Annotated in this window: 15 protein-coding genes; 8 read left to right on the top strand and 7 right to left on the bottom strand. The window is 38.3% G+C overall.

The annotated features are described in order from the left end of the window. Positions 1–187: 187 nt before the first annotated feature. Together OQ267_RS10990 and OQ267_RS11000 are read right to left on the bottom strand one after the other, a co-directional pair. A complete protein-coding gene (locus OQ267_RS10990; RefSeq protein WP_265835935.1) occupies positions 188–1375 on the bottom strand; it encodes a TlpA disulfide reductase family protein in 1188 nt (395 codons plus the stop codon). Positions 1376–2481: 1106 nt separating this feature from the next. Next, positions 2482–3153, bottom strand: coding sequence for a response regulator (locus OQ267_RS11000; RefSeq protein ID WP_265835937.1), 672 nt, complete (start codon positions 3151–3153; stop codon positions 2482–2484). 219 nt (positions 3154–3372) lie between these two features. Here OQ267_RS11000 and OQ267_RS11005 point away from each other — a divergent pair, with 219 nt between their 5' ends. From OQ267_RS11005 to OQ267_RS11015, 3 genes are all read left to right on the top strand, one after another. Beyond that, on the top strand, positions 3373–7962 hold the full coding sequence (locus OQ267_RS11005; RefSeq protein ID WP_265835938.1) for an AAA family ATPase: 4590 nt from the start codon (positions 3373–3375) through the stop codon (positions 7960–7962). A 502-nt stretch (positions 7963–8464) separates the two neighbouring features. After that, positions 8465–8986 (top strand): hypothetical protein, encoded by a 522-nt coding sequence (locus tag OQ267_RS11010; protein ID WP_265835939.1) that lies wholly within the window; start codon positions 8465–8467, stop codon positions 8984–8986. Positions 8987–9120: 134 nt separating this feature from the next. Then, the gene (locus tag OQ267_RS11015; protein WP_265835940.1) at positions 9121–9333 is read left to right on the top strand and encodes a hypothetical protein; all 213 of its coding nucleotides are present in this window, start codon (positions 9121–9123) and stop codon (positions 9331–9333) included. A 586-nt stretch (positions 9334–9919) separates the two neighbouring features. On the opposite strand, the gene OQ267_RS11020 is transcribed toward OQ267_RS11015, so the two are convergent. Then, positions 9920–10786 carry an RteC domain-containing protein gene (locus OQ267_RS11020; RefSeq protein WP_265835941.1) on the bottom strand — a complete coding sequence of 289 codons (867 nt, stop codon included), beginning with the start codon at positions 10784–10786 and terminating at the stop codon, positions 9920–9922. A gap of 144 nt (positions 10787–10930) precedes the next feature. Then, positions 10931–11902, bottom strand: a complete 972-nt coding sequence (locus OQ267_RS11025) for a toprim domain-containing protein (RefSeq protein WP_265835942.1) — start codon at positions 11900–11902, stop codon at positions 10931–10933. A gap of 563 nt (positions 11903–12465) precedes the next feature. Here OQ267_RS11025 and OQ267_RS11030 point away from each other — a divergent pair. The 4 genes from OQ267_RS11030 to OQ267_RS11045 all read left to right on the top strand — a co-directional run bounded on the left by OQ267_RS11030 (position 12466) and on the right by OQ267_RS11045 (position 15463). Then, a complete protein-coding gene (locus OQ267_RS11030; RefSeq protein WP_265835943.1) occupies positions 12466–13527 on the top strand; it encodes a hypothetical protein in 1062 nt (353 codons plus the stop codon). 113 nt (positions 13528–13640) lie between these two features. After that, positions 13641–14096 (top strand): hypothetical protein, encoded by a 456-nt coding sequence (locus tag OQ267_RS11035; RefSeq protein WP_265835944.1) that lies wholly within the window; start codon positions 13641–13643, stop codon positions 14094–14096. Positions 14097–14171: 75 nt separating this feature from the next. Continuing rightward, complete coding sequence (locus tag OQ267_RS11040) at positions 14172–14738, top strand: Crp/Fnr family transcriptional regulator (protein WP_265835945.1); 567 nt, start codon at positions 14172–14174, stop codon at positions 14736–14738. 389 nt (positions 14739–15127) lie between these two features. Continuing rightward, positions 15128–15463, top strand: a complete 336-nt coding sequence (locus OQ267_RS11045; RefSeq protein WP_265835946.1) for a hypothetical protein — start codon at positions 15128–15130, stop codon at positions 15461–15463. A 34-nt stretch (positions 15464–15497) separates the two neighbouring features. On the opposite strand, the gene OQ267_RS11050 is transcribed toward OQ267_RS11045, so the two are convergent. The 3 genes from OQ267_RS11050 to OQ267_RS11060 are packed head-to-tail and all read right to left on the bottom strand — an operon-like array spanning position 15498 to position 20680. Next, positions 15498–16856 carry a RagB/SusD family nutrient uptake outer membrane protein gene (locus tag OQ267_RS11050; protein WP_265835947.1) on the bottom strand — a complete coding sequence of 453 codons (1359 nt, stop codon included), beginning with the start codon at positions 16854–16856 and terminating at the stop codon, positions 15498–15500. Further along, positions 16856–20035, bottom strand: a complete 3180-nt coding sequence (locus OQ267_RS11055; RefSeq protein ID WP_265835948.1) for a SusC/RagA family TonB-linked outer membrane protein — start codon at positions 20033–20035, stop codon at positions 16856–16858. The genes OQ267_RS11050 and OQ267_RS11055 overlap by 1 nt, the downstream gene beginning before the upstream one ends. Positions 20036–20050: 15 nt before the next feature. Then, entirely contained in the window at positions 20051–20680 is a 630-nt protein-coding gene (locus tag OQ267_RS11060) for a TlpA family protein disulfide reductase (RefSeq protein WP_265835949.1), read from the bottom strand. 640 nt (positions 20681–21320) lie between these two features. Here OQ267_RS11060 and OQ267_RS11065 point away from each other — a divergent pair. Next, the gene (locus OQ267_RS11065) at positions 21321–21701 is read left to right on the top strand and encodes a helix-turn-helix domain-containing protein (RefSeq protein ID WP_265835950.1); all 381 of its coding nucleotides are present in this window, start codon (positions 21321–21323) and stop codon (positions 21699–21701) included. Positions 21702–21703: the final 2 nt, after the last annotated feature.

Consider the following 21703-nt stretch of genomic DNA (forward strand, 5'->3'; position numbering starts at 1 on the left):
CCTATTACAGCCTCATCTATCATAAGGGTGTACTTGCTATTTTAGGTTAAAACAGCCAAACTACATTCGATTCCGGGCAGAACAATTATTGTTTAAAACCTGTTCCAGGAGAATAAATTTCCCGCCTTAAACAAATAGCGGCTATACCAGAAAAGGTACAGCCGCTACTTATCACTACCAGAAAACATTATTTGTTTTCAAATAACCTGGCTAAAGTCTTATCTAGATTATCTCCATAAAGGTTTCTATCCAAAAACTTACCATCTGGGGAAATAAGGAAATTCGTGGGTATCGAAGTTATAAAATAGCTTTTGGCAACGGTTCCGGCAAAGGCGTTCTCATCTATTAGCTGCGTCCACATTCCAATCTGATCGTTTTCAATTGCCTCTAACCATGCTTTTCTCGCTTCCGCTTTGTCCAAAGAAACGCTAAGTACCGTGAAGCCTTTGTCTTTATACTTCTGATACTGCGATTTAACATTGGGATTTTCTTTCCTGCAAGGCACGCACCAGCTTGCCCAAAAATCAAGGAATACGTATTTACCCTTGAAATCGGAAAGTTTAACAGTCTTGCCGGAAGCATCCTTCAACGCAAAGTCAATAATAGGCTTGCCCGCACCTGTCGCTTTAGAAACCTGGAGTTCCTGTTTGAGTGAAACCAATGAGGGATAAGACTGATATTTTTCAGGTAATGTCGAGAGAAGTTGCTCGATAAGTTCGGGTTGAATTTTTTTGCGGGGCCTCCATACCGGCTCAGAGGCATACTCGTTCAGGGCTAATACCGAGAGTAAACTATTAGGACTTTCCTTAACTTGCCTTAGGAATACCCGCTCATCACGGACAGCAAATATAGAATCCATATTTTTAGTATATCGTGCTTCTTTGGCTTCTTTTGGAAGATTAGCCGGAACCGCCCTATTAGCCGCGCTAATCTTTGATATATAGTAATTCAGCGAATCGAAATAAGCCCTGTATTCTTTATTGCCGATGGTTCCGGATCCCGAAACATCTGTTTGTTTAAATTGACTTGAACCAGTCATTTTTACTTCCCCGGGATTCAGGTAAAAACTTTCATAGTTTCTAGGTCCGCCCCTTCCAGGTTCTTTTCCCTTAACTTCAATCGTAAGAATTATAGGTTCCTTGGTTGCTTTTTTGAAGCTGAACACGCCGTTTACTACTTTCGCGCTGTCAAAGTCCATCCTACCGCCCCCAATCTTTCTGTACTGAAGGCTAAGTTCAAAATTTACCTTATCATTAAATTTGCCTGAAACCTCGATTGCGCTCTCCGCTTTTTTCTGACCGCTGGCATTAAGTGTCATGCAAAGCACCGTGGTTCCCATCAAATATGGCAGTATTTTAATATTGAACATTTTCATAATTTTTATTTTTTATAGATTTCAAGTGAATATTTTATTCTTGGCGGTGTCCTTAAATCTTTCGAAGCAACTCTTCAGCACTGTTTTTATCCAAAAAGCCAAAAAGACATTTACAGGTAATTCCAACTATTTTTTTATCAGGACAATCACAGTTGCAGGTTTCCAGGTTTTATCTAAAAATTCATCAGATCACCGTTATACGGGGGCAGTTATGCCTTCAGCCAAACCTTTTTCAAAGAGGCAGCTGTTTCTTATATCTTACTTAATACATTATTGGCAGTTTTTAGGTTATTTAATGTACTGACAGTTGCAAAGCGCGAATGGAGTAGTGGAAATTAAAAAAAAGTAAACTATATAAATGAAAATTGCTTTATAGAATTCAACCCAATTGAACAGCCCCCCAAAGACAAATTTCAATACATTAAGAAAGATAAATTTGCTTACCCAAATTTAAAAATCACTAGTTGACAGCAAAAAATAACCTTAATTACATGACAAAGCAGGTAATCTTGCTTATGTTGTAATTACTTAAAGTTTAGTAAAATTGTAACCATGGATGATTTAAAAAATTATAGATTTGGCGTCTTTTATTTTAACCCAAACGATTCACGTCTGTTAGTTCCAAGAAAACTATCCAGAATGGCTGGTTACACCCTTAACTTTGCCAAACCAATAAGTTATTTCTTCCTTATTATTTTCCTCGCGATTATTGCCTCTGCAATATATTTCTTATCAACAATTTCGTTCTAGTGCGCTCATTTAAAATGATAATTCATTAGAATGTTAATTAGAATCAGATACTTGAGACTACCCATTTATTAAGTATTTCCAAACATCAATACACTGTTCTAATTCTTCAGCATTAGAAAAGGCAAAACTTAAGCCGTTTTGTATTAACCTGATTTTAGAGCAGCTGATAGATATTTCCACAAGACGGATACAGATCTTTTTTCCGTAGCTCTTTTAGAAGCTTCTCCAAATCAATGAAAGGAGCTAATGCTGACTAAACTCCATAAAGGTATTTTTTAATTGATCGCCACTACTCAATATGCCAATCCAGATATTATTCAACTTACCGTAAAGCACTTATCATATGAATGCACCTGCTATATAATCCCCCGGTCTTTAAAATGGCAGATCAACTGTGCTAAAGTAGAGACATCAAAGATTGTTTTTAGACGGCTGAGTGCCTTTTCAACGCTGCTTAAACTATATGGTATAATATTATATTCTTTGAGATAATCAGCTACCCACTTTTGCGACCGGCCTTCTGCAATAAGGTTAATAATGACCATCTCGGTCGAGCTCAGCTCGTAAATAATTCCATCACCCTTTGTCCGCTTCAGATTTGGGGGATAAAACTGCTTGCCCTGGTAAATAGCCTGGATTGCAGACCTGAAATAAACTTTTGCGCCACGGTCTTTAGTAACATAACCATTGATGCCCGAATCTGAAAATAGCGAATCTACGGTAGTTTTAAGATCAGTGACTGAAAACACAAGGACTTTTATATCCGGTTGTATTCCTTTCACAGCCTTGATAAGTTCAGATCCTGATGGAATCTCTTGCTTTCGTAAGTCTTCTTTAAAAGAGAGATCAATTATTAATAATTCATAAGGGTTGCCATCCCGGACAGCTTTCTTAACACGGCTGAACGCATCATCACAATAGGACACGTAATCAGTTTTCTCCAGCACAATACCTAACGCTTCAAGCGCCGCACCCAGGGAATCATTCATAAAATCCTCATCTTCGGCTATGAGTACTTTTTTAAACATCGATTATAAATTAATTAAGAAAATAAACGGATTTTAACCCACTTTGAAAGCTCATTCAAAGATAGTTGTCGCAATAACCCCAGTCTTACGGTTTTCCGTAAAATATCCCTCCCATCGTAGAAATTAAGGAAACGTCTCGATCTTTTCGTACTTTTTGGTGCAAAACTAAGTTTCTTATCCTTTTTGACTTTTTCTACCTTTATGTCCTAGCCAAAATCAATGATCGAGATCTCATACGAAACGCCAGAAATAACTGATAACACAGAAAAACCTACAGCCTACCCAAATCAGTCCTATCCCTACAATTCACTTCCAAGTCCACGCAGGTTCGAAGAGCTCATGTATACCGTTGTCAAAGAACATCTTGGTAAGAAAGACTTTTCAAACTTTGATGAGATAAGGTTAATGTCAGGCGTAGGTGAGCAAGGAAGGGATTGCGCACTTTTCCTAAATGGAAATTCTACTGGTTTAATCCAGTGCAAGAAATATGATGTCAATTTATCAAAGGAAGAGTTTGGAAGAGAGATTACGAAGTTTGTACTTTACAGTTTGCTTGAAAAAAAACTTATCCATGATCCGGCTACCTTTCAATACTTTATTGCTGTTTCAAAAGGTCTCGTCAAGGACTGCAGCAACATAATTAGCAGCTTTAATAAGGAAATTCGCTTGGAGACTTCATTAAATAGCTGGATAAATTACAATTTGAATAAATATGTATCACTAGCTCCATTAAAAGTTGATCCGCGCTCTACTTTCAATCGAACAATAGATATCTTGGAAAAATTTAAAGTTTTCCCAATTATACCTACAGATATAGATTTACTTATCGATACTTGTGAAAATTCAAGACTAGGTCAGCTTTTTTTTGAAGTCAAGACCGTGACCGACAATTCAGAAATCAAAGGACTTCGAAATGATCTTGAAAGCATCTTTGGTAAAATCTCACTAAATGCTGAAAAAATAAACAAGGAATTATCCTGGGGTTCTGTTAGCCTAAAATCAGAAAAAAACGAGTTATCAGAAATCCCTGATTCCCATATTGAAAGAACTGAAACCACCCAACTTTTAAACTGGATAACAACACCTCCAAAAAAAGACAGTCTTGGCAGGGACTTAAACATTTGCCTGGTGGCAGGCAATGCAGGAATAGGAAAAACTGTGATACTTAAAGATCTCTATGATCAGTTGGTTTTAAAAGAGATTCCGGTTCTTGGTCTTAAGGCAGATAAACTTGCATCCTCCAGTATAAAGCAGCTTCAGGAAAAAATAGGCCTGTCTGCGCCGGTCTACGAATTTATCGAAGATTGCAAACAACAGTTTGAAACAACCCTCATTCTAATTGATCAAATAGATGCGCTTTCTCAAGCGATGTCTTCCGATAGATCATTTCTTCAGGTTTTCAAGGACTTGATCGAACAGTTTTTATATGACAAGAACATCCGTATAATCATATCAGTGAGGATTTATGATCTCAATTACGATCCCTCTCTTAGAGTATACAAAAACATAGATAGCATCATTGTAGAAAAACTCCAGGCAGAACAGGTATTCACGCAACTTGAAAAAATTGGAATTCAACAGCAAATGATACCAGTGAAACTCGTTGACATACTTAGAACACCCAATCATTTAAATGTTTTTTCCAGAATTTACAAGGGCAATAACAAAACCCTGGGCATTATCAATGTTCAACAGTTATACCAGGAACTCTGGAAGCAAAAAGTAACTGCCTTACCACAGGAAGGTCCAAGGGGCAGGACAAAAATCAGAGCACTGCTGTATCTTATTGCACAGCTCATGTTTACCGAGCAGCAGATCTCAGTAAGCGAATTTCAGTTGGAAGACTTTAGCGAAGAACTTAGTTATCTCGAAAGCGAAAGATTGGTCAAAAAAGATGAATCTCAAATCCAGTTTTTTCACCAAACCTTTTATGATTTTGTTTTTGCAAAACAGTTTATAGAAAAGGGAAAACCGTTCAACAACTACATCAAAGAAAACGGGCAATCCATACTCATCCGTTCAGCAGTGAAAATGATGATCAGCTATCAACGAGATTATAGTCCTAAGGATTACATTGTGATGCTTGATAACCTATTCAGCGACCCGGATATCTTGTTTCACATTAAACACCTAGCACTTTCAACCATCCTTTTCCATGATCATCCTAGCAAATCTGAGGAACGCGTAGTCAAGACAGCAATAAGCTCATCCTATTATCTTTACATTTTATTTTTTCAACATGCAACTTCCAGCCAGTGGTTCAAGTTTGCGCTTGACCATAATTTTCTTAATGCGCTTAGCGGCGAAATTACGACAATTATTGATGTCCAACTGACCGATACCCGCGAAATACAGATTATTAAAGATGCTGCTTTCTTCTTTCTCCGAAATGCCTGCCTGTCCAACCACCACGGGGCATGGGAATATTTATTGGATCTTAATGACCACATTACCATAAGAAACATTGTATCATTTAATCAAGATTGGAGGAATCCTAAATCATATCAGGCATTTGAGAGCTGCCTTGATTTTGAGGCTACTGCCCCATACGAATATTATCAAACGTTAAATAATATTGCATCATCAAATCCGGATTACGCTTTAAACCTACTGGAGATACATCTTGGAGATCACCACAAAAAGCAGAATTCCGACCGGGAATATCAGGAGCACCAGGTACTTAAAACGCTGAGAAAGAAAACGCCAGAAAAGCTTATCCCCATTCTCTTAGGTGCAATATACGATGACTTTGACCAGCCCTTGAATGATAAGTCGCTAGTTGGCGATTATCAATATATGCAGGTCGACCTTACCGATAAAGATACCTTGACCGGTAAATATTTTCTTTACCGGCTCCTGGGAGTCTGCCTAAAAAGATGTGCGGTAGACAAAGACGGGGATTTCTTAAGATTCTTCGACCAACATAAGCGCAGCCGTTATAAACCCATGCTTAGGCTACTGATATTTGCAATAGAGGGTAACGAAAAAAAATACCATGCCCAAATTTTTGAACTGTTTGAATATTTTATCGAATGTAAGGAAGTTGGATACGATGCCAGGTTGGCAATGATTTTCAGAATACTCTTTAAAACATCATTCCCTGAATTTACCCAGGAACACAAGCAAAAAACAATTGATTTAATCTGTGGAATTTCTCATAGTGAAGAGTATATACATTACCATAAAGATTGGGAACCAGGCAAACGGCTTTCTTGCAATTTCGGGCTTTCCAAATTTACCTGGCTTCGAAAAATCCCTTCCGATTACTTAAGGACAACACCGGAATTATGGAGATCGTTTAAATCGATGGAGAGAAAGTTCGGTCACTACAAAGAGCGGCTACCGGGAGGACCTGTCATGGCAAGCATTGTCGGAACCCCGATTCCATCAAGGGCGTATCAAAAAATGAGCAATGAACAATGGCTTTCATCGTTTAAGAAATACGACGGCAATGAGCGTGATTATATAAACAGCCACTTGAAAGGAAATATTTTTGAGCATGCAAATGCATTTAAATGTGCTGTTAAGGAACAGCCAACCTGGAAGAAACTTGAATTAATCAAACAGGCTTGGAATGACCCTGATATTAATCCCACCTATTCAATACATGGGCTTTGGGGCTGGTCGGAAAGTAACGCTGAACCAACTGACATTCTCCCGTTATTCATAGAAATAATCAACAGTGGAATTAATGAAAGCCTGTTACGAGAATGCCAATACGTAGCCAAAAACCTGATTGGAAATGACAGTGACGATAAGTCCATAGTAGAATTCCTATGCCAAAGAGCTGTAGATTTTAAGCATGAAGATCCATTTTTAGAAGATGAACAGACAGATGAAATGGAAACTTCAACAGGTGGTCTAATTACCAGAGGCATCAATACCTCAGATGGAAGTGCTGCCGAGGGATTGGTACATATCTCCGATAAGGGCCATAGCGATCTGGTATTTTCAACGCTGCAAACAGTATTAGAAAAAGGGCCAAAATCAAGCAAGTCCGCTGTACTCTTCCAATTCGCTTACCTGATGAACGTTGACAAGAAACGTGCATTTGACCTTTTTTTAAAACACCTGCTTATTGAAGACGATATTAATGTTATAGCATCATCTATATGGTCCCTTCAGTACATGGGAAATTATGATTTTTTAAGCCTTGTCCCCGTTTATGAAAAACTGGTAAGCGCTAAAAACCTGGGGCCAGATGATAGTCGCTGGCTGTTTACCATACTCTATGGATCATACCTCCATAACGAACCAGAGTCAGAACGGTTGATCAAGATATTAATCACCAACAATAAATACGCTTGCAGAAGCGCCATAAACGATATCATTGAAAACTATTATCTCATTGAGGGAACAAAAACAAAAAACGACGAATTGCTTGACTTTATCGTTTCAAAAGCAACCGAAGAAGAATTTGAAAGCCTCTCGTGGAACTTTAGTGCCACATCTCACGTAAAACTCAATGATATCAGCTCATTTTTGAAAAAATATATCCAGTCCCCATACTTTAAGATAACAGATGCTTTAATTGAATACCTCTCCTTTCAGTGCAGGCTATTTCCCATGCTTGCAATACAATTGTTTGAACTTGCTCTGCAAAGCAATAAATTTGAGAAAGCAGGCAGATACGGCCTTTACAGTAATGACTCGGGAACAAAGTTTATCATAAGCGCATTCAATGCATTAATCCAGAATGATGAGGCCAGTAAATTGCAGCGTGAGAAATTAATGAAGGCATTTGACCTAGTTTTAATGGACTACAGGTTCCGTACCGATACCGATAGGCTTATTGATGATTTGACTTAACCGATCTAAACCAATCAAGATCAAACAGTCATCCATATACAACGATGGGCAAGTTTGAAACCATGCCTTGCATTTAAGCTATTTTTTGCATAGCTTTAAGATTAAAATAACACTCTCAGAAATGTTAACTTCAATAAAAGATATTATTGAAATAATCATGGGCCTAATTATGGCCCTGACTATTTCCGGTCTACTCTTTCGTGCAATAGTGAAACAAAAGCGAATCGAAGTGATAATCATCCAGCTTACTTGCATTGCCTTTACTCTGCCAACCATAATCATCCTTTCAGTGGAGAAAGTATTGACGGGTTAAACTTTAGCTACTCTATTGGGAGGACTTGTCGGTTATGTCCTTGACGGCATAAGCAATTACGATAAAATCGGCAGAGGAATAACTTGACCAAAGCAAATCGTCCACCAAACAAAATTATGCTTATCCAAAACGCTGGTTGAAGCGGAATTTAAACGCAGGTCACTGTAAACATAAAAAATTAGCTTTTGCATGTGGTATCTAAAAAAAAAGTTTAAGAACAGGCACAAAATACTAGAAGTGTTGGTCAAACAGCTGGCCCCTCACTACGAAACCGAAAATGTGAACATTTATGATGAACTGTTGTTAATTAACGATATTTCAAATACCTCCAAAATCGCTAAACAAAAAGTTATAGGACAGATCGATTACCTTCTGCACTATAAGGAAATATCAGTTCTTTGGTCGGAAGGAGTTCCTAAATATAATGTTACCGCGAAAGGGACAATTTCCTATTACGATGAGAAATATTTAGATCAGGGTGGAAAAATCTTCAGGCAATACTGGTGGGAGCTCATTAAAGGTTCAATATCGCTAATTGCGATTATTATCTCGGTATCAACGTTTGTAGTGAATATGATCTCAACCAGTAAAAACAACCAGGGCATTGAGGAAATTAAAACCGAACTGCATGTCATTAAAAAAGAAATTCAGCTGCAAAAAACCAATCTCAAACAGGTATCGCAAAAGACCACAAAAATAAGCAACAAATGAGATACGTAATACGCATTCAGTTAAATCATGCAGAATCTGTAGACTATGCCAGTCTTCATGCTGCTATGGAAAAGATAAACTTTTTTAAATAAATCAGAGGCCATGCAGGCAATTGGTATCATCTAACCACTGCAATGTATTACGGTTCAGCAAACCGTACTGCTGCGCAGATACAATCTTACTTACATGATATAATCGTCCAGCTATATGCTCAGGATAATACACCTCCTGAAAACCATGAGATACTTGTCATTGAAGAAAATAGCATTGATTGGAGATTGTTCCAAGCAGATGCAAATGACCCTGGCGTTCCATCATTAACAAAATATCTTGTAGCCATTATCTAAAATTGCAGGATAGCGATAAAACAAATCCACATGATACCGGATAATAAAGATAGGATCAAAAAGGTCTGGAACCAAAATCACTCCCCCGTGATTTACCGCAGAGGGATTGGCTCCCCTTTGCTCATGCGCTTGCCCTACAAGGAGGGAAACCGAGCATGGTTAAAACATTACGGGCGTATCAACCCACAGTGGATTATTCCTAAAAAACATTGGGAGGTACCCCAAGCCTGGTTCAATGACCTTGTAAGCAGGTCGCTGAGTAGGTTTGGCAGGCTTTATATTATACAGCCTTATAGGGCTCAGGAAAAATGTGCTCCAGCCTGTTGGAATGCTCAAGGCCATGAATGCCAATGCTCCTGTATGGGCGCAAACCATGGATCACAGAGTGAAGGTAACGGTTGGTATATCGTCTCAGATACGTTCGCAACCAGATGGAATACAGTGGAGTTAGCCTGCCGTCTGCTCATCATCAAATAGTTGCTCATAAGTTTAACCGCGGCTTTCAACAATACTCTAATTACTTTCTCCTGAAAGGGCACATTATTTAAATTCCTTTTTTATAGTATTGCTTCTTATTGCACATCAACTACTTGAAAGACCTAGGAACGTATTTATCTTTTTCATTGATATAAATCAGAATCTTTTCCCGCATCTCATCCAGATACTTCGTATAACTTAAATTCTTCCTTCTGCCAATCGAAATAAACTTCCGGTAAGCTCCCCCTAAATCAATGCCCAGACTTTGCTCCAGCCAATGAACAACATCCGCAATTTCAAGCTTTCCATTATTTACAGAACCCGAAAGAAAAATTCCATAAGCAAGCTCCACCAGCTTAATCTTCTCATCGGTCCATTTAAGCTTACCTCTTGACAATAACACCTCAGGAATAACAGGCTCAGGCCGAATGTATATCAGACTTATCCTCTCTATTATATAGTCCTGCAGTTTTTCCAGCGCCCTGAACTTAGCGAAATTATAATCCTGGTTTGTCGAAAACCCATCACTAAAAACTCCATGACCAGCACCTGCCACATCAGGCAAGAGTCCATCTAAATTCCGGCGAAGAAAAAAAGTATCATCCATAGCCCCTTCTTCCCGCTGATAATAATCATACAAAAAACTATGCTGCGAATAAAAACGCTTTATAAAAGCTAGCTCCGAGAGGTAATAATCCTTTACCATATCATCTGTTCCCCGAGGTACACCCGAAATCAGGTTATAAAGTTCAACTTCATAGATATAAAGCATATAAAATCTGGGCTTCACGAATTTAAAAAACATGACCTCTTCCCAGTCCATCAGAAAGCCATTAGTCTCGACACGATCCCTCAATACTTTCAGCGCCCTTGAAATTGCAGCCAGTCTAGCTGAATAAAGCGCAACGTCATTGCCAAGGTCTATTAATTCACCCTCAAGTTTATAATACAGGGTATCAAAAAATTCAGTATCCATAAATAAAAAAATTAAGTCCTCAATCTTAGAAAATTGAGCCAGGTCAATAATAATTTATTTAACATGTGCAGCATGTGGCATCTCACCCATAGATACCTATCACCATATGTAGAAATTCAGATATGAGAATATCTAGAATATTAATCACCGCTCCAACGCGAGCCTTGGGTCATCCTTGGAGGCTCTTAAAGCTGATTCTATTTTATTTTGGGATCTCAAACCAGCAACAAGCTTCTCATTATAATCCTTGAAACCAGCATAAACCCAGGAACAATCCATGCTAATATCCAGATCAGAAACAAATTCTTCAGTTGCCGCCCTGCCAGACCTATCATGGTCAAAATACAATTCAACAACATCAAACTTAGCTGCCCGGGCTTTTGCAGTCTGCAGCATAGAGAGTGAATTGAGCACAAGAACAGATGCAGGATCCTTCGGATGCTCCACTCTCCAGCTCAAAAAATCAAAATACCCCTCGAACACACAGAGCCTTTTGGCCGACCCTTCCAAGAAGCTCACGCCTTTATGGCCCAGGCAACCCTTGAAATACTTGTTCCTTACCTCCCATCCCCCATTTTCGTTGGGCCAGCCTGAGGCAAAGTAACGGCGAAGTTTATCTCTGTTATCCAAAACAGAATAATAGATTTCATATAGATGTCCCTTTGCAACCGAGCCAATTCCCCTGCTGTCCAGATAGCCAGTTATTGCAGCATTACTGCCCAATTCCTCCATCCTTTCTATCTCATAGCGTGGAACCTGAATGGGCCGCTCCTTTTTAACCTCACTAGAAGAAATACTTTCTAATGGGTCAATGCTTACATTGGCATACATGACAATCTTTTGCAACACCTCCGGAAAACCTGAGGGATACCAATAGGCAAGCCCAAAATCAATGACAGTACCGCTTCTAATCCCCGACACCCCTGCCCCACCATGATCAAACCATACTCCAAGTTTATCATTCACACAAAGCGAGGCCGTATATTCTTCCCTCAACATACTCAGGAAAAAATGCTCGCCGCCAGATACCTTTTGCGGGGTGAATCCTAGATTTTTTAAAAGATCAAGTAGCGATACCTTCTCCTTAATCTCATTTACGTTTAGAAAACTAGCCATAGTACGTAATTAAATCATTAAATATTGGCATCAAAGAATGACTACCAAAGAGAAAAACACTTTCTATTTTCAAATACCAGTAGCCCCGAAAGCTTTTAAAACTACCCGATTCAAATCTGTCAATTCGAATTAAAACAGATTGACACTATAGCAATAGTGCCAAAGATTCTTTTTTGGTTTACTAAAGGGTTTGAAAATCTTTTTTTTAAATATCCCTTATATCAATTATCTCGCTAGTGCAATTGATACATGCAAATTGGAAGAATACCTGGTTAAAATCAAGTTGTAAAAAGGTTGCACAAATCTTCAACCCGTTATTATAGTTCCCATTGCAAACAATTAAAGAGGATTTTTCATAAGCAAAATTGCGACTGAAAAGAAATTCGTCGGGCTGAAGTTCACTTTGGTGTAACTCCAAATGTTTTTGGTGTAAAAGTCTTTCCAGCGATTATAAATCAAGGTAAATTAATTCAAAAAATTGAGACATGAATTACCAGTTTATATGTTTTGAGGAGCACCTACAGAGCCTTAAAGTCAAGAAAAGCTTTGCTAAAAATTACAGTATGGAATCCCGAAAAAACCTGGATAGAGAATGCTTGCGGCTGATTAAAGTTTTCAAGGATGTCTCTATTCAACTCAATAATAAAAAGAAGGTTAAGCAGTATTTTAACTTCCACCAGCGGAACCTGGTTATCTTGATGGACGAGGTAAGTATGGAAATCCCAAAAGAGCGGAACCGACAGGAGAAAAAATTTATTGATAGCGAACTGAGCTATTTGCTGGAAAAAATGGGGAATCTTTTGGAGTGGATGGACCAGATGTGTCCCCAAATATTTGATTATAAATCACAGGCTCCGATAAAAGTGTTACAATCTGAGAAATCAAAAATTCGGGTAGTTTTGGATTTGATTAAAACTGAACTCGAAGCTAAGTGCATTGACGATAAACTATCTGAATTAACAACCTCGGTACTTGACCCGGAGCAGATAAGTACCTTCCGGGATATTCGGTACTGGCAAACAACAGCCATGAACCTTTATAGCAAAATCATTAGCAATACAGAGATCGATAAATTCGGGATTATAAAAGTGCTCATTGGAAACGGGATAAATCATCGTGATTTTTTTAGCTATTCTAAAGCTTTCATCTTGAAAGAAATAGAAAAAAAGACCACGTTAAGCGATCAGATATCGGCCATCTGTACTTTAAGAAAAGAAATTAGAATGTTGCTTATCGAGACCAAATCGCGTCAATTCCAAGTTCATCCAGATATTAACAAACTAGTTAGGAAATTTATCAGGGAAGAACTTCTTTTACTCAGGGCAATGGAATTTGTCAACCATGAAACCGCCGAGGCCGGAATCATGAACGCTAACTACAAGGTATCCTTTTCGGTAAAGCAGCTGGCATTTTTTTTCCATTTGCAAATGGAAACTGGAATAATCATCTGGCAGCGGGCGAAATTTGCACATCAATATATTGCCCGACATTTCAGTACTATAGAGCGTGAATCAATCTCAGAGAAAAGCGCTAGAAATGCGCATTATAGTCATGCAAGCGAAGATATCAAAAAGGTTATCACAAAACTTAGCGAAATGCTGGCGCTCGCTCAAGAAAGATATTAAGGTTAACCAGTAAATCACCCCTGAATGGCATATGAAGTGGGGGTTGCACTCCGCTAAAATTTCTGCAACTTGACAAACTATGAATATCACCGTTCTTTATCTCCAAAAAGAACATGAACGGAGAAGATTATACCGAAGGACTGGGGGTTTTCCATCCCCTCTCACCGGGACTTAAAGCGTATATCGCCACCATTGCGAAAAAAACAGATTATCAAAAAGGGGAAGCGTTATTCATCAACTTGGAAAATACTTTTTTTCCCATGGTTCAAAATGGAAAACTACAGATCATTGCCCTTAATATAGATACAGCGCATGAAATCAGTATTGGCACCTACCGCACAAAAGACTTTTTATATCACTTTGCTAAACCAGTTCCCCTAGCCGGAGTTGAGCTGTATGTCAAATTCCTTGAGGATTCATCATTGATCACTATTAATGAAAAGCATTTTTCCAACCTGATGAAACTATTTACTGATGCTTACCTGCTGAACCTGAACTTCACATCATTTCATTTCAGCACATTATTTAAACTGCTGCTTGAAAATACTAAAACCGGCAAATCAATTTGAAAGCATGCATTCCACTCCAGATACCTACCAATACTTATAAAAAAATTAAAAGTTTAATTCAAAACTAATAATCAAATGAAACTGCTCATCGAAAAACTTCAAAGCCTTCAGCATGCCACTGGGCATCTTGTTAGGGAAATCGCAGAAATTTCTGTTCCAAAAATTTTTAACAGAGGATTGCTGCTCAGTACACCCGAGCACTCCTACCCTGAACTTTATTTTATCGACAATGGACTGGCTAGAGGCTATTTTACGCATCAGGGTCAGGAACAGACATCATGGATTTTAGCCCGTGGTTTTATTCTACCTACTGCCTCATTTTTCTCTTTGAGCAGTTCAATCGAATACATCAACTTCCTAAAAGATAGTTCAGGTTACGCCATAAGCCTTTCGCATTGGAGTGAGCTGGGTAAGATAAATCCCGTATTTCTACTGATGCTCCTAGAAATATATGAGGAAAATCTCCAACATATCAAACAGAGAGAACAAATGCTGCGGATCAGGCATGCCGAAACAAGGTTTCTTTATTTTCAGCAAAAATATCCCGAGTTAATCAACCTGCCCACCCACGAAATACTGGCCTCACTGCTCGCTATCGAATCAAAATACCTCTTTAAAATCAAACGAAAATACCGAAAATAACCAACTGTCTTTCATAATATTACACCAAAAAACATCGCTTTACCCCAGCTTCTCAGGGGTGCAAAAAGAGCTAAAATTGCCAAATTATTATAGCGAATCTTATTTCTGTTGTTTCGAACTTTATTCTACAATCAGCTGGTTGCTAGAAATGGTAAAATGAATGCAGGTATATATAGCGAACTCGTTTTTCAAAATGAGTTTAAAGCAATCTCCAAGGTTATACATACCAAAAAACTGCAAGTAATTTCTTTTCAACCATCATATAAAAAAGAAAGGAGGATAATAGGCACAGAAAACTTTTTAAACATCAATCGAATACTAGGGCAAAAGCCCAACCTTTAAACTAACTTTTTCATTGGCTTTTTCAATGTAAATAAGCCATAATAATCATGAATAAATTACTAAAACCAATCACCTTTGGTGCGATAGCGATCGCATTAGGAGGCACATTATTTCTAACTGAAAGTGCTTTTACAGCACCAAAAACAGTAACGCTTAAATATCGTTATAATTTGAATACTGCCACTGGCATCTCAACGGCCTCTAACTGGACAGATGTTTCGGACCAGCCAAATCCTTCAGGATGTGGAGGTGAGGAAATCCCATGCCTAGTTCAGTTTGATAGCAGTGAATATTCAAGTATTACTGCATTTCTCTCTGCAAACCCTACAATTCCAGATATGGAAGAATCGGAGAGAGTTGTGAGCCACAAGGATGAACAATAGCAATAAAAGGGGGCAGAATCTTTGCCCCCTTCTATTAATATAAATTTTGCGTCACGTTACTCGATTGTATAACTTCTTCGGGAATTGGCATTGCGAATCGCTTGCTATTAGCTGGCAAAGAGTAAATAGATCCGTTTATACTCCTCAAAAGCGATATTCCGGCACCCTCAATATTTTGCCTTTTAATATCCATCCATCTTAGTCCTCGCAAAAGCAATTCTTTTTTTCTTTCATTCAAGATAGTTCGCAGCAAACCTGCTTGGCTAACATTTACATATTCACTGAATGTGCCGGTTTTATATCTTTTCTTTAATAGGGCATTTAGATCTGCCATAGATGCTCCAACCTGTCCCATCCTGCACTGTGATTCAGACCTTATCAATACCACCTCATCTGTGGCTATTCCACTAAATGGAGCTGCAGAACCGTCATAACTTCCCTTAAAGGCGAAAGTTCCATTATTATTATTTCTAAAAAATATCGTTTTTCTCAAATCATTTTCCTCAAAGCTATTGTAGAGTTCCGAAACTATCTTTGCACGTGTATTATTGAGAGCGGCCAATATTCGCATCTTGCTTGCATGAATAACCTCTCCATTAAATTGGGCTAATGGATATGTCGCTGTTGGATTTAATGTGTTGTAATCTATTAAAGTGTTTTTAAGCTGAAGGCAAGAATCGGCGTATAAATACGCGTTTGGATAGTCTCTCATAAAAAGATAGGTACGGGCAAGTAAGCCGAATGCAGCGGGCCTGGAAGGACGGACAACATGCTTTGAGGAAACCGGCAAAAGTAAAACTGCTTTCTTTAGATCAGCAATTACCTGCATATAACTATCAATTAAATTGCTTCTTGAGGAGACTTCATTAAAGTTTGTATTAAGTTTTAATACTATTCCCTCTGTGCTACCATTATTATCACCCAAAGCCAATGCAAACAAACCCAAAACTTGACTATGTGCTTTGGCACGGATGAAGTAAGCCTGTCCTGTTACGTCGTTCCATTGAGCCCGGTTCCGATCAGAGACTTCTATTTTGAGCATTCCCTCAATTACTGAATTGGCATAATAAGCCTGCCGATAGGAAGCCGCCCACTCATTGTCCGCTGGCACATAGACATTACTATTTCGCCAGGTATACATCCTTTGTTCAGTTTCCGCTCTATTTAGAAAATCAGCGTCGGTTAAATAGGTATCTCCTGCACTGATTTCACCCGAACAGGGATCATTCTCATTTAGCGTTGTGTATTGATCGAGCATCGATTGAAAATCAGCAATGGTAACAGGTACCGCAAGACTGGCACTTGGTTTTGCATCAAGGTATTTTTCGCATGAAGAAAAGCCCAGGATTACCATCCCAAGAAAAACAGAATATTTTAATAAGTTCAATTTCATCACAAATTTATTTTTAGATTAAAAGAATAGGTTTTTAGAGGTTTGGAGATTGGAAAATCAGGATCAAGACCATACCCATTTGAATTGTAAAGTAATCCAAGATTGGATGCGACAGCTCTTAATGAGATAGATCGAAATGGCAGAAAACTGAAATTTTCTTTGAGAAAGTTATAGCCAAAGGACAGATACTGGAACCGCACGTGGTCGCCGCTCAAAACTGTAGCCTCCGAGAAGTTGTAAAAAGCATCGCGGTTACTGTTGGCAGGATAAACTAGCGACGGCACATTGGTATATAATTCATCTCCTGGCTTCTGCCATCTTTGAGCAAAATCAGCATTTCCATTACGCGTGCTAAACAGATCTGTATAGCTAATAGATGGCCTTCTGAAATAAAAGCCGAACTTGCCGGTAATCCTAAAGTCTAAATCAAAATTATGGTAGGAAAAAGTATTGCCCAGGGATAGACTTGAGGTTGGAAAAGCCGGACCACTATAGGCCAAATCAGTAATCATAGATTTAGTACCAGTTATTGTTTGGTAATCTTCAGAAATGGCATCATTTACAAATCCCATGGGATTACCATTTTTAGGATTCAGGCCGGCCCATTTATATGACAGTACTGAATATGCAGGCTGTCCGATAATACCAGAAACGTTTGAGTTTCCGTTCACATAATTATATCCGTAATCGTTGTTCAGATAGTATTTGTCAACCCTGTCTTTATAAAAATTCACAAAAAAATTAGTTTGCCATCTCAGCTTACCAACTGTGTTAAGAGCGCTCAGTTCGATATCAAGTCCTTTAACCGTTATCGCAGCTGTATTTCTCGTTACCCTACTTCCGATTCCAGCGGTAATGTCTATACTTTCTGTACCGATAAGGTCATCAGATTTTTTGACATAGTAATCCAGGCTTGCAGATATCCGCTCACCAAGAAATTTGATGTCTGTTCCAAGATTCAAGGTTCTGACTCTTTCCCAGCGGAGGTCGGGATTTGCATAATTGGAAAAGCCTGCATACGGCGATTGTGTATACGGATTAGTACCACTAAAAGTTATTGTCGTCACAGCGGCTAGCCTGGAATTCGCATTTCCACTCACTCCGTAGGTAGCCCTAAGTTTCATGTATGGGATTAAGGCTTTTGGAAACCATTCCTCTTTTGATGCATCCCATGATAGTCCTACAGACCATAATGGATTCCATTTGTTATTAGTTGATACCCCAAATAGATTAGATGCATCCCTCCTTAGGCTACCTGATATGGTATAGCGTTCTCTAAAACCCACCGCAGCATTTCCGAAAAAAGACACATACCTATTTACAAGTCTTCCATAACTATCAATATTTGGAATGATCATATTGGCACCAGTTAAAATATTCTTGTAGAAGTTGAGATAATCCACTGTTGAGGTTTGCAATGTATTTCCGTTAACCCCATAAGATCTTCCCGAGTGAGAATCTGTTGTGGATTGCCGCATTTCTGAGCCAGCAATTGCACTAATTGAAAAAGAATCAAAAGTTTTATCATAATTTATTTGACCCCTGATATTGTTAACATTTAGATCATTTATGTTTTCATTCCAAATTTCACCTAATGGTATAGGCCTAGTTATATTTCCGGCATTTATCTGGCTGAACTGATTAATTATATTTCTCACCGAGTAGCTATTTTGCGAAGCTCTTGTTCCACCTTGTGTGTTTTGTCTTTCAAACTGATAATTTGCTGTCAATCTTAGCCCAGGCAAAACGGAATATGAGGCTCTCAAATTCCCTAAAAAATCAAATACGTCAGAAGTGGTTCTCTCCTCTTCTCCATTAGTAAGGGGATAATAGTTCCAGTCAAGCAAATTGGCATTCCCTAGCGAGAGAATAGAACTGGCCCGATAATCCCTCATAACCGGAAGTGGATTTCCCGTCGCACTAACGAAAGATGTATAAGGTGGGAGTGCACCATTCGAGGCATTTAAACTAGAAAAGTCAGTCTTGCCACTTTTTGAATTGGAAATATTCACTAGCAATGAAGTACTAAATTCCAATTTTGTTCCAACCTTGAAGCTGTTGTCTACCTTAACATTGAACCTGCGGTAAATGGCTGACAAGGCATCGTGATTGTTATCAAATCCAGAAAAAATCCGCCAGTTTTGTTTTTCGCCACCAGCTTTAAGCTCAATAGAATACTGTCTATTGATAGCATTACCAAAGAAACTATTTGAATAATTATCAGATATATTATTCAATCTTAAAAGCTCAATTTGAGAATGTAATTCTTGAGAACTGACTTTCCCATCACGATTCGCAATTAAAAGCTCCACTAGTGGTGTTAAGGGAGCCTTGTCAAAAGAGTTTTCTAAACTGGTATAATAGCCTTTACTAAAGAGCATTTGTTCGACATCAATAAAGTCATTTGTAGATATAGGTCTTAGGTAATTGAGATCAGGCTTTCCGGATGTAATCTGGCTTGCCGAAACCGATATGCTTAGCGGCTGATTAAACTTTGCCTTCTTTGTATTGATAACAATAACACCATTTCCAGCCTTCACGCCCCAAATCGAAGACGCCGCCGCATCTTTTAGAATGGTGATATTATCAATATCGTTTGGATTTATATTATTAATGTTTCCTTCATATGGATAGTTATCTAATACGATAAGAGGACTCCTGTCCCCTTGAAGCGTACTGAGGCCCCTGATCATAATTCCCGGCGAATTGGTTCTTCTATCAACAGTCAGCGCTGGAGTTATACCTTCTAGCCTTTCCAGAACACTTGTAGTAATCTGCTGGTTGAAAGTTTTATTATCAATAAGACTGAAACTTCCTGTAGCTCGCTCTTTGGGAATATTCTGATAACCAGTACTGACAACTGTGACATCATCAAGCTGTGTTTCATCAGGTGAAATAAGGATAGTCAATTCGCTATTAAATGGATCTTGGATAACGAGCTCCTTTGGTACATATCCGACCATCGAAATTTTGACAACATGTCTTCCCTTAGGCAACTCAAGAACAAATTGCCCATTTTTTCCGGAGACAATTTTTTTAGCGTTTCCTTCAACCTTTATAACGGCATTTTCAACAGCCTTTTTTGTGGTCGCATCAAATACCCTCCCAGTAACTTTCTCTTGTGCGCTTACATACCATACAGAAAGCACAAGACAGGCAAGTAATAAATATATCTTCATAATATGTTTTTTGATTTACTTCTTATTGTTTTTCTCACTAATTGTTCTGAGACTGTCTTTAGTGAAGAGATCTCCTTCAGTGATAGCTATTATTCTGGATGAGGGATCGATCCACACGTAATGTGGCAGCAAGTAATTAGGAAATGATGATAGCAAAAACTCGTCATCAAAGATTACAGGCACATTCTTTTGCAGATTCGGATATCGAACCGTATCAAGCTTTGATTTAATTTGATCGAGCTTATCTCCGGTGGTGATACTATTTACCAGTAAAAATTTTATTCCCCCTTCGACAGACACAGAATCGATAAGCGGGAACTTCTTAAGGCATGAACCGCACCAGGTTGCCCAAAAGTCTAGAATAACAAACCTTCCTTTGAATTGCGAAAGGTCTTCCTGCTTGGCTTTTCCTTGAAAATATATCTGGTGTTTTTTCACCCAGAATTCGGCTGGTAATTTATCCCCTACAGATAACTTTTTAGCGGATTGTTGAGCATTGGAAATGAATACAATTATGCAAAACATAAAAGTAAGTGTTTGTTTTGGCCTGCTTTTAAGCACTTCAGCTACCAGGCAAATTAATTTCATTACCCATAAAAAAAGGCATGGCAATGCCTTATCGATAAAAAATATCGTTTTTTTCATTGTGGTTGGTTTAGTAGTTGATTCGGAAATTAAATGAGGAAACTCAAATATTGAAGAAAATAAGGCAGGTGCATTATCGAAGAACCTATTATTATCATTAACCATTAAGGTGACCTGCCTTAGCCCGGTATCCTATTCAGGAGAACAGATTACCAGGCTAATAAGAATGATGAATGACCATCCTCGGATAAAGAAAACAGATATATGAGGACTAATAAAATAGCCTAGAAATAAGCATGTAGTGCTGAAAAGAAAAGGAATGTTAATTTCAATCGCTTTCATGGTTAATCTGTGTTAACCGAAAGTAAAACGGAAAAGGGCCGCCTTTACGCTTTATTTGAAGTGAAGGTGTAGGACCACCACCGCTTTGCAGCGGCCGAACTCAAATAAAAGCAGGCGACCCAAATCCGTATGCCATACAAAGATAGCATAGGAATTGAGTTTTACCTACCTCTCGTGTTCGAACGTCCTACTTTTCACCACAAGTTCTTTCAGTAATTACTCAATCCAATTAATGGATTTTATATTTATTATCGTTTTTCTATATCATTAATTTTGTTAAGGCTAAGATACTAAACATTAACCAAATCCACAAGTGGAGTTGACTTAAATCATCAAAATCAGTCACTTGCGGGTGTAAATGGTAACCACAGATGACGAGTTATTTTTTGTCGAAATCTCACACATAGATTTCCTAATAATTGAAAGAGTTAAGTCTTTGAGAATAGCTAATAAAATGACTCAACTTCAATTAACCCAAAAGATGAAATTAGCTGATGGATTTGTTTCAAAAGTTGAAACATATACTGAGCGGGCCAAATACAGTATCAGGCACATTAATTTGATAGCAAATGCTCTCAATTGCAAAATTCAGGATGTTCTCCCTTTAGAACAGCCAAAATACGACATGGTTAGGCTTACTCTAAAAAGGACAAACAAAATTAACAAGGACGGCTCGATATCTCAAAAGAAAACTACAGAGGTTATAACCATCGAGCCAAAAGAAGAAAACATAGGTTAATT

This window comes from Pedobacter sp. MR22-3, assembly GCF_026240075.1.
In the GTDB taxonomy this organism is placed as follows: domain Bacteria; phylum Bacteroidota; class Bacteroidia; order Sphingobacteriales; family Sphingobacteriaceae; genus Pedobacter.

What these genes read in the sequence shown, in the direction of transcription:
- OQ267_RS10990 (WP_265835935.1), bottom strand. Translation starts at nt 1,375, where the DNA reads ATGAAAATGTTCAATATTAAAATACTGCCATATTTGATGGGAACCACG.
- OQ267_RS11025 (WP_265835942.1), bottom strand. Translation starts at nt 11,902, where the DNA reads ATGGCTAGTTTTCTAAACGTAAATGAGATTAAGGAGAAGGTATCGCTA.
- OQ267_RS11020 (WP_265835941.1), bottom strand. Translation starts at nt 10,786, where the DNA reads ATGGATACTGAATTTTTTGATACCCTGTATTATAAACTTGAGGGTGAA.
- OQ267_RS11005 (WP_265835938.1), top strand. Translation starts at nt 3,373, where the DNA reads ATGATCGAGATCTCATACGAAACGCCAGAAATAACTGATAACACAGAA.
- OQ267_RS11050 (WP_265835947.1), bottom strand. Translation starts at nt 16,856, where the DNA reads ATGAAATTGAACTTATTAAAATATTCTGTTTTTCTTGGGATGGTAATC.
- OQ267_RS11010 (WP_265835939.1), top strand. Translation starts at nt 8,465, where the DNA reads ATGTGGTATCTAAAAAAAAAGTTTAAGAACAGGCACAAAATACTAGAA.
- OQ267_RS11000 (WP_265835937.1), bottom strand. Translation starts at nt 3,153, where the DNA reads ATGTTTAAAAAAGTACTCATAGCCGAAGATGAGGATTTTATGAATGAT.
- OQ267_RS11035 (WP_265835944.1), top strand. Translation starts at nt 13,641, where the DNA reads ATGAACGGAGAAGATTATACCGAAGGACTGGGGGTTTTCCATCCCCTC.
- OQ267_RS11060 (WP_265835949.1), bottom strand. Translation starts at nt 20,680, where the DNA reads ATGAAAAAAACGATATTTTTTATCGATAAGGCATTGCCATGCCTTTTT.
- OQ267_RS11045 (WP_265835946.1), top strand. Translation starts at nt 15,128, where the DNA reads ATGAATAAATTACTAAAACCAATCACCTTTGGTGCGATAGCGATCGCA.
- OQ267_RS11040 (WP_265835945.1), top strand. Translation starts at nt 14,172, where the DNA reads ATGAAACTGCTCATCGAAAAACTTCAAAGCCTTCAGCATGCCACTGGG.
- OQ267_RS11030 (WP_265835943.1), top strand. Translation starts at nt 12,466, where the DNA reads ATGGAATCCCGAAAAAACCTGGATAGAGAATGCTTGCGGCTGATTAAA.
- OQ267_RS11055 (WP_265835948.1), bottom strand. Translation starts at nt 20,035, where the DNA reads ATGAAGATATATTTATTACTTGCCTGTCTTGTGCTTTCTGTATGGTAT.
- OQ267_RS11015 (WP_265835940.1), top strand. Translation starts at nt 9,121, where the DNA reads ATGTATTACGGTTCAGCAAACCGTACTGCTGCGCAGATACAATCTTAC.
- OQ267_RS11065 (WP_265835950.1), top strand. Translation starts at nt 21,321, where the DNA reads ATGGTAACCACAGATGACGAGTTATTTTTTGTCGAAATCTCACACATA.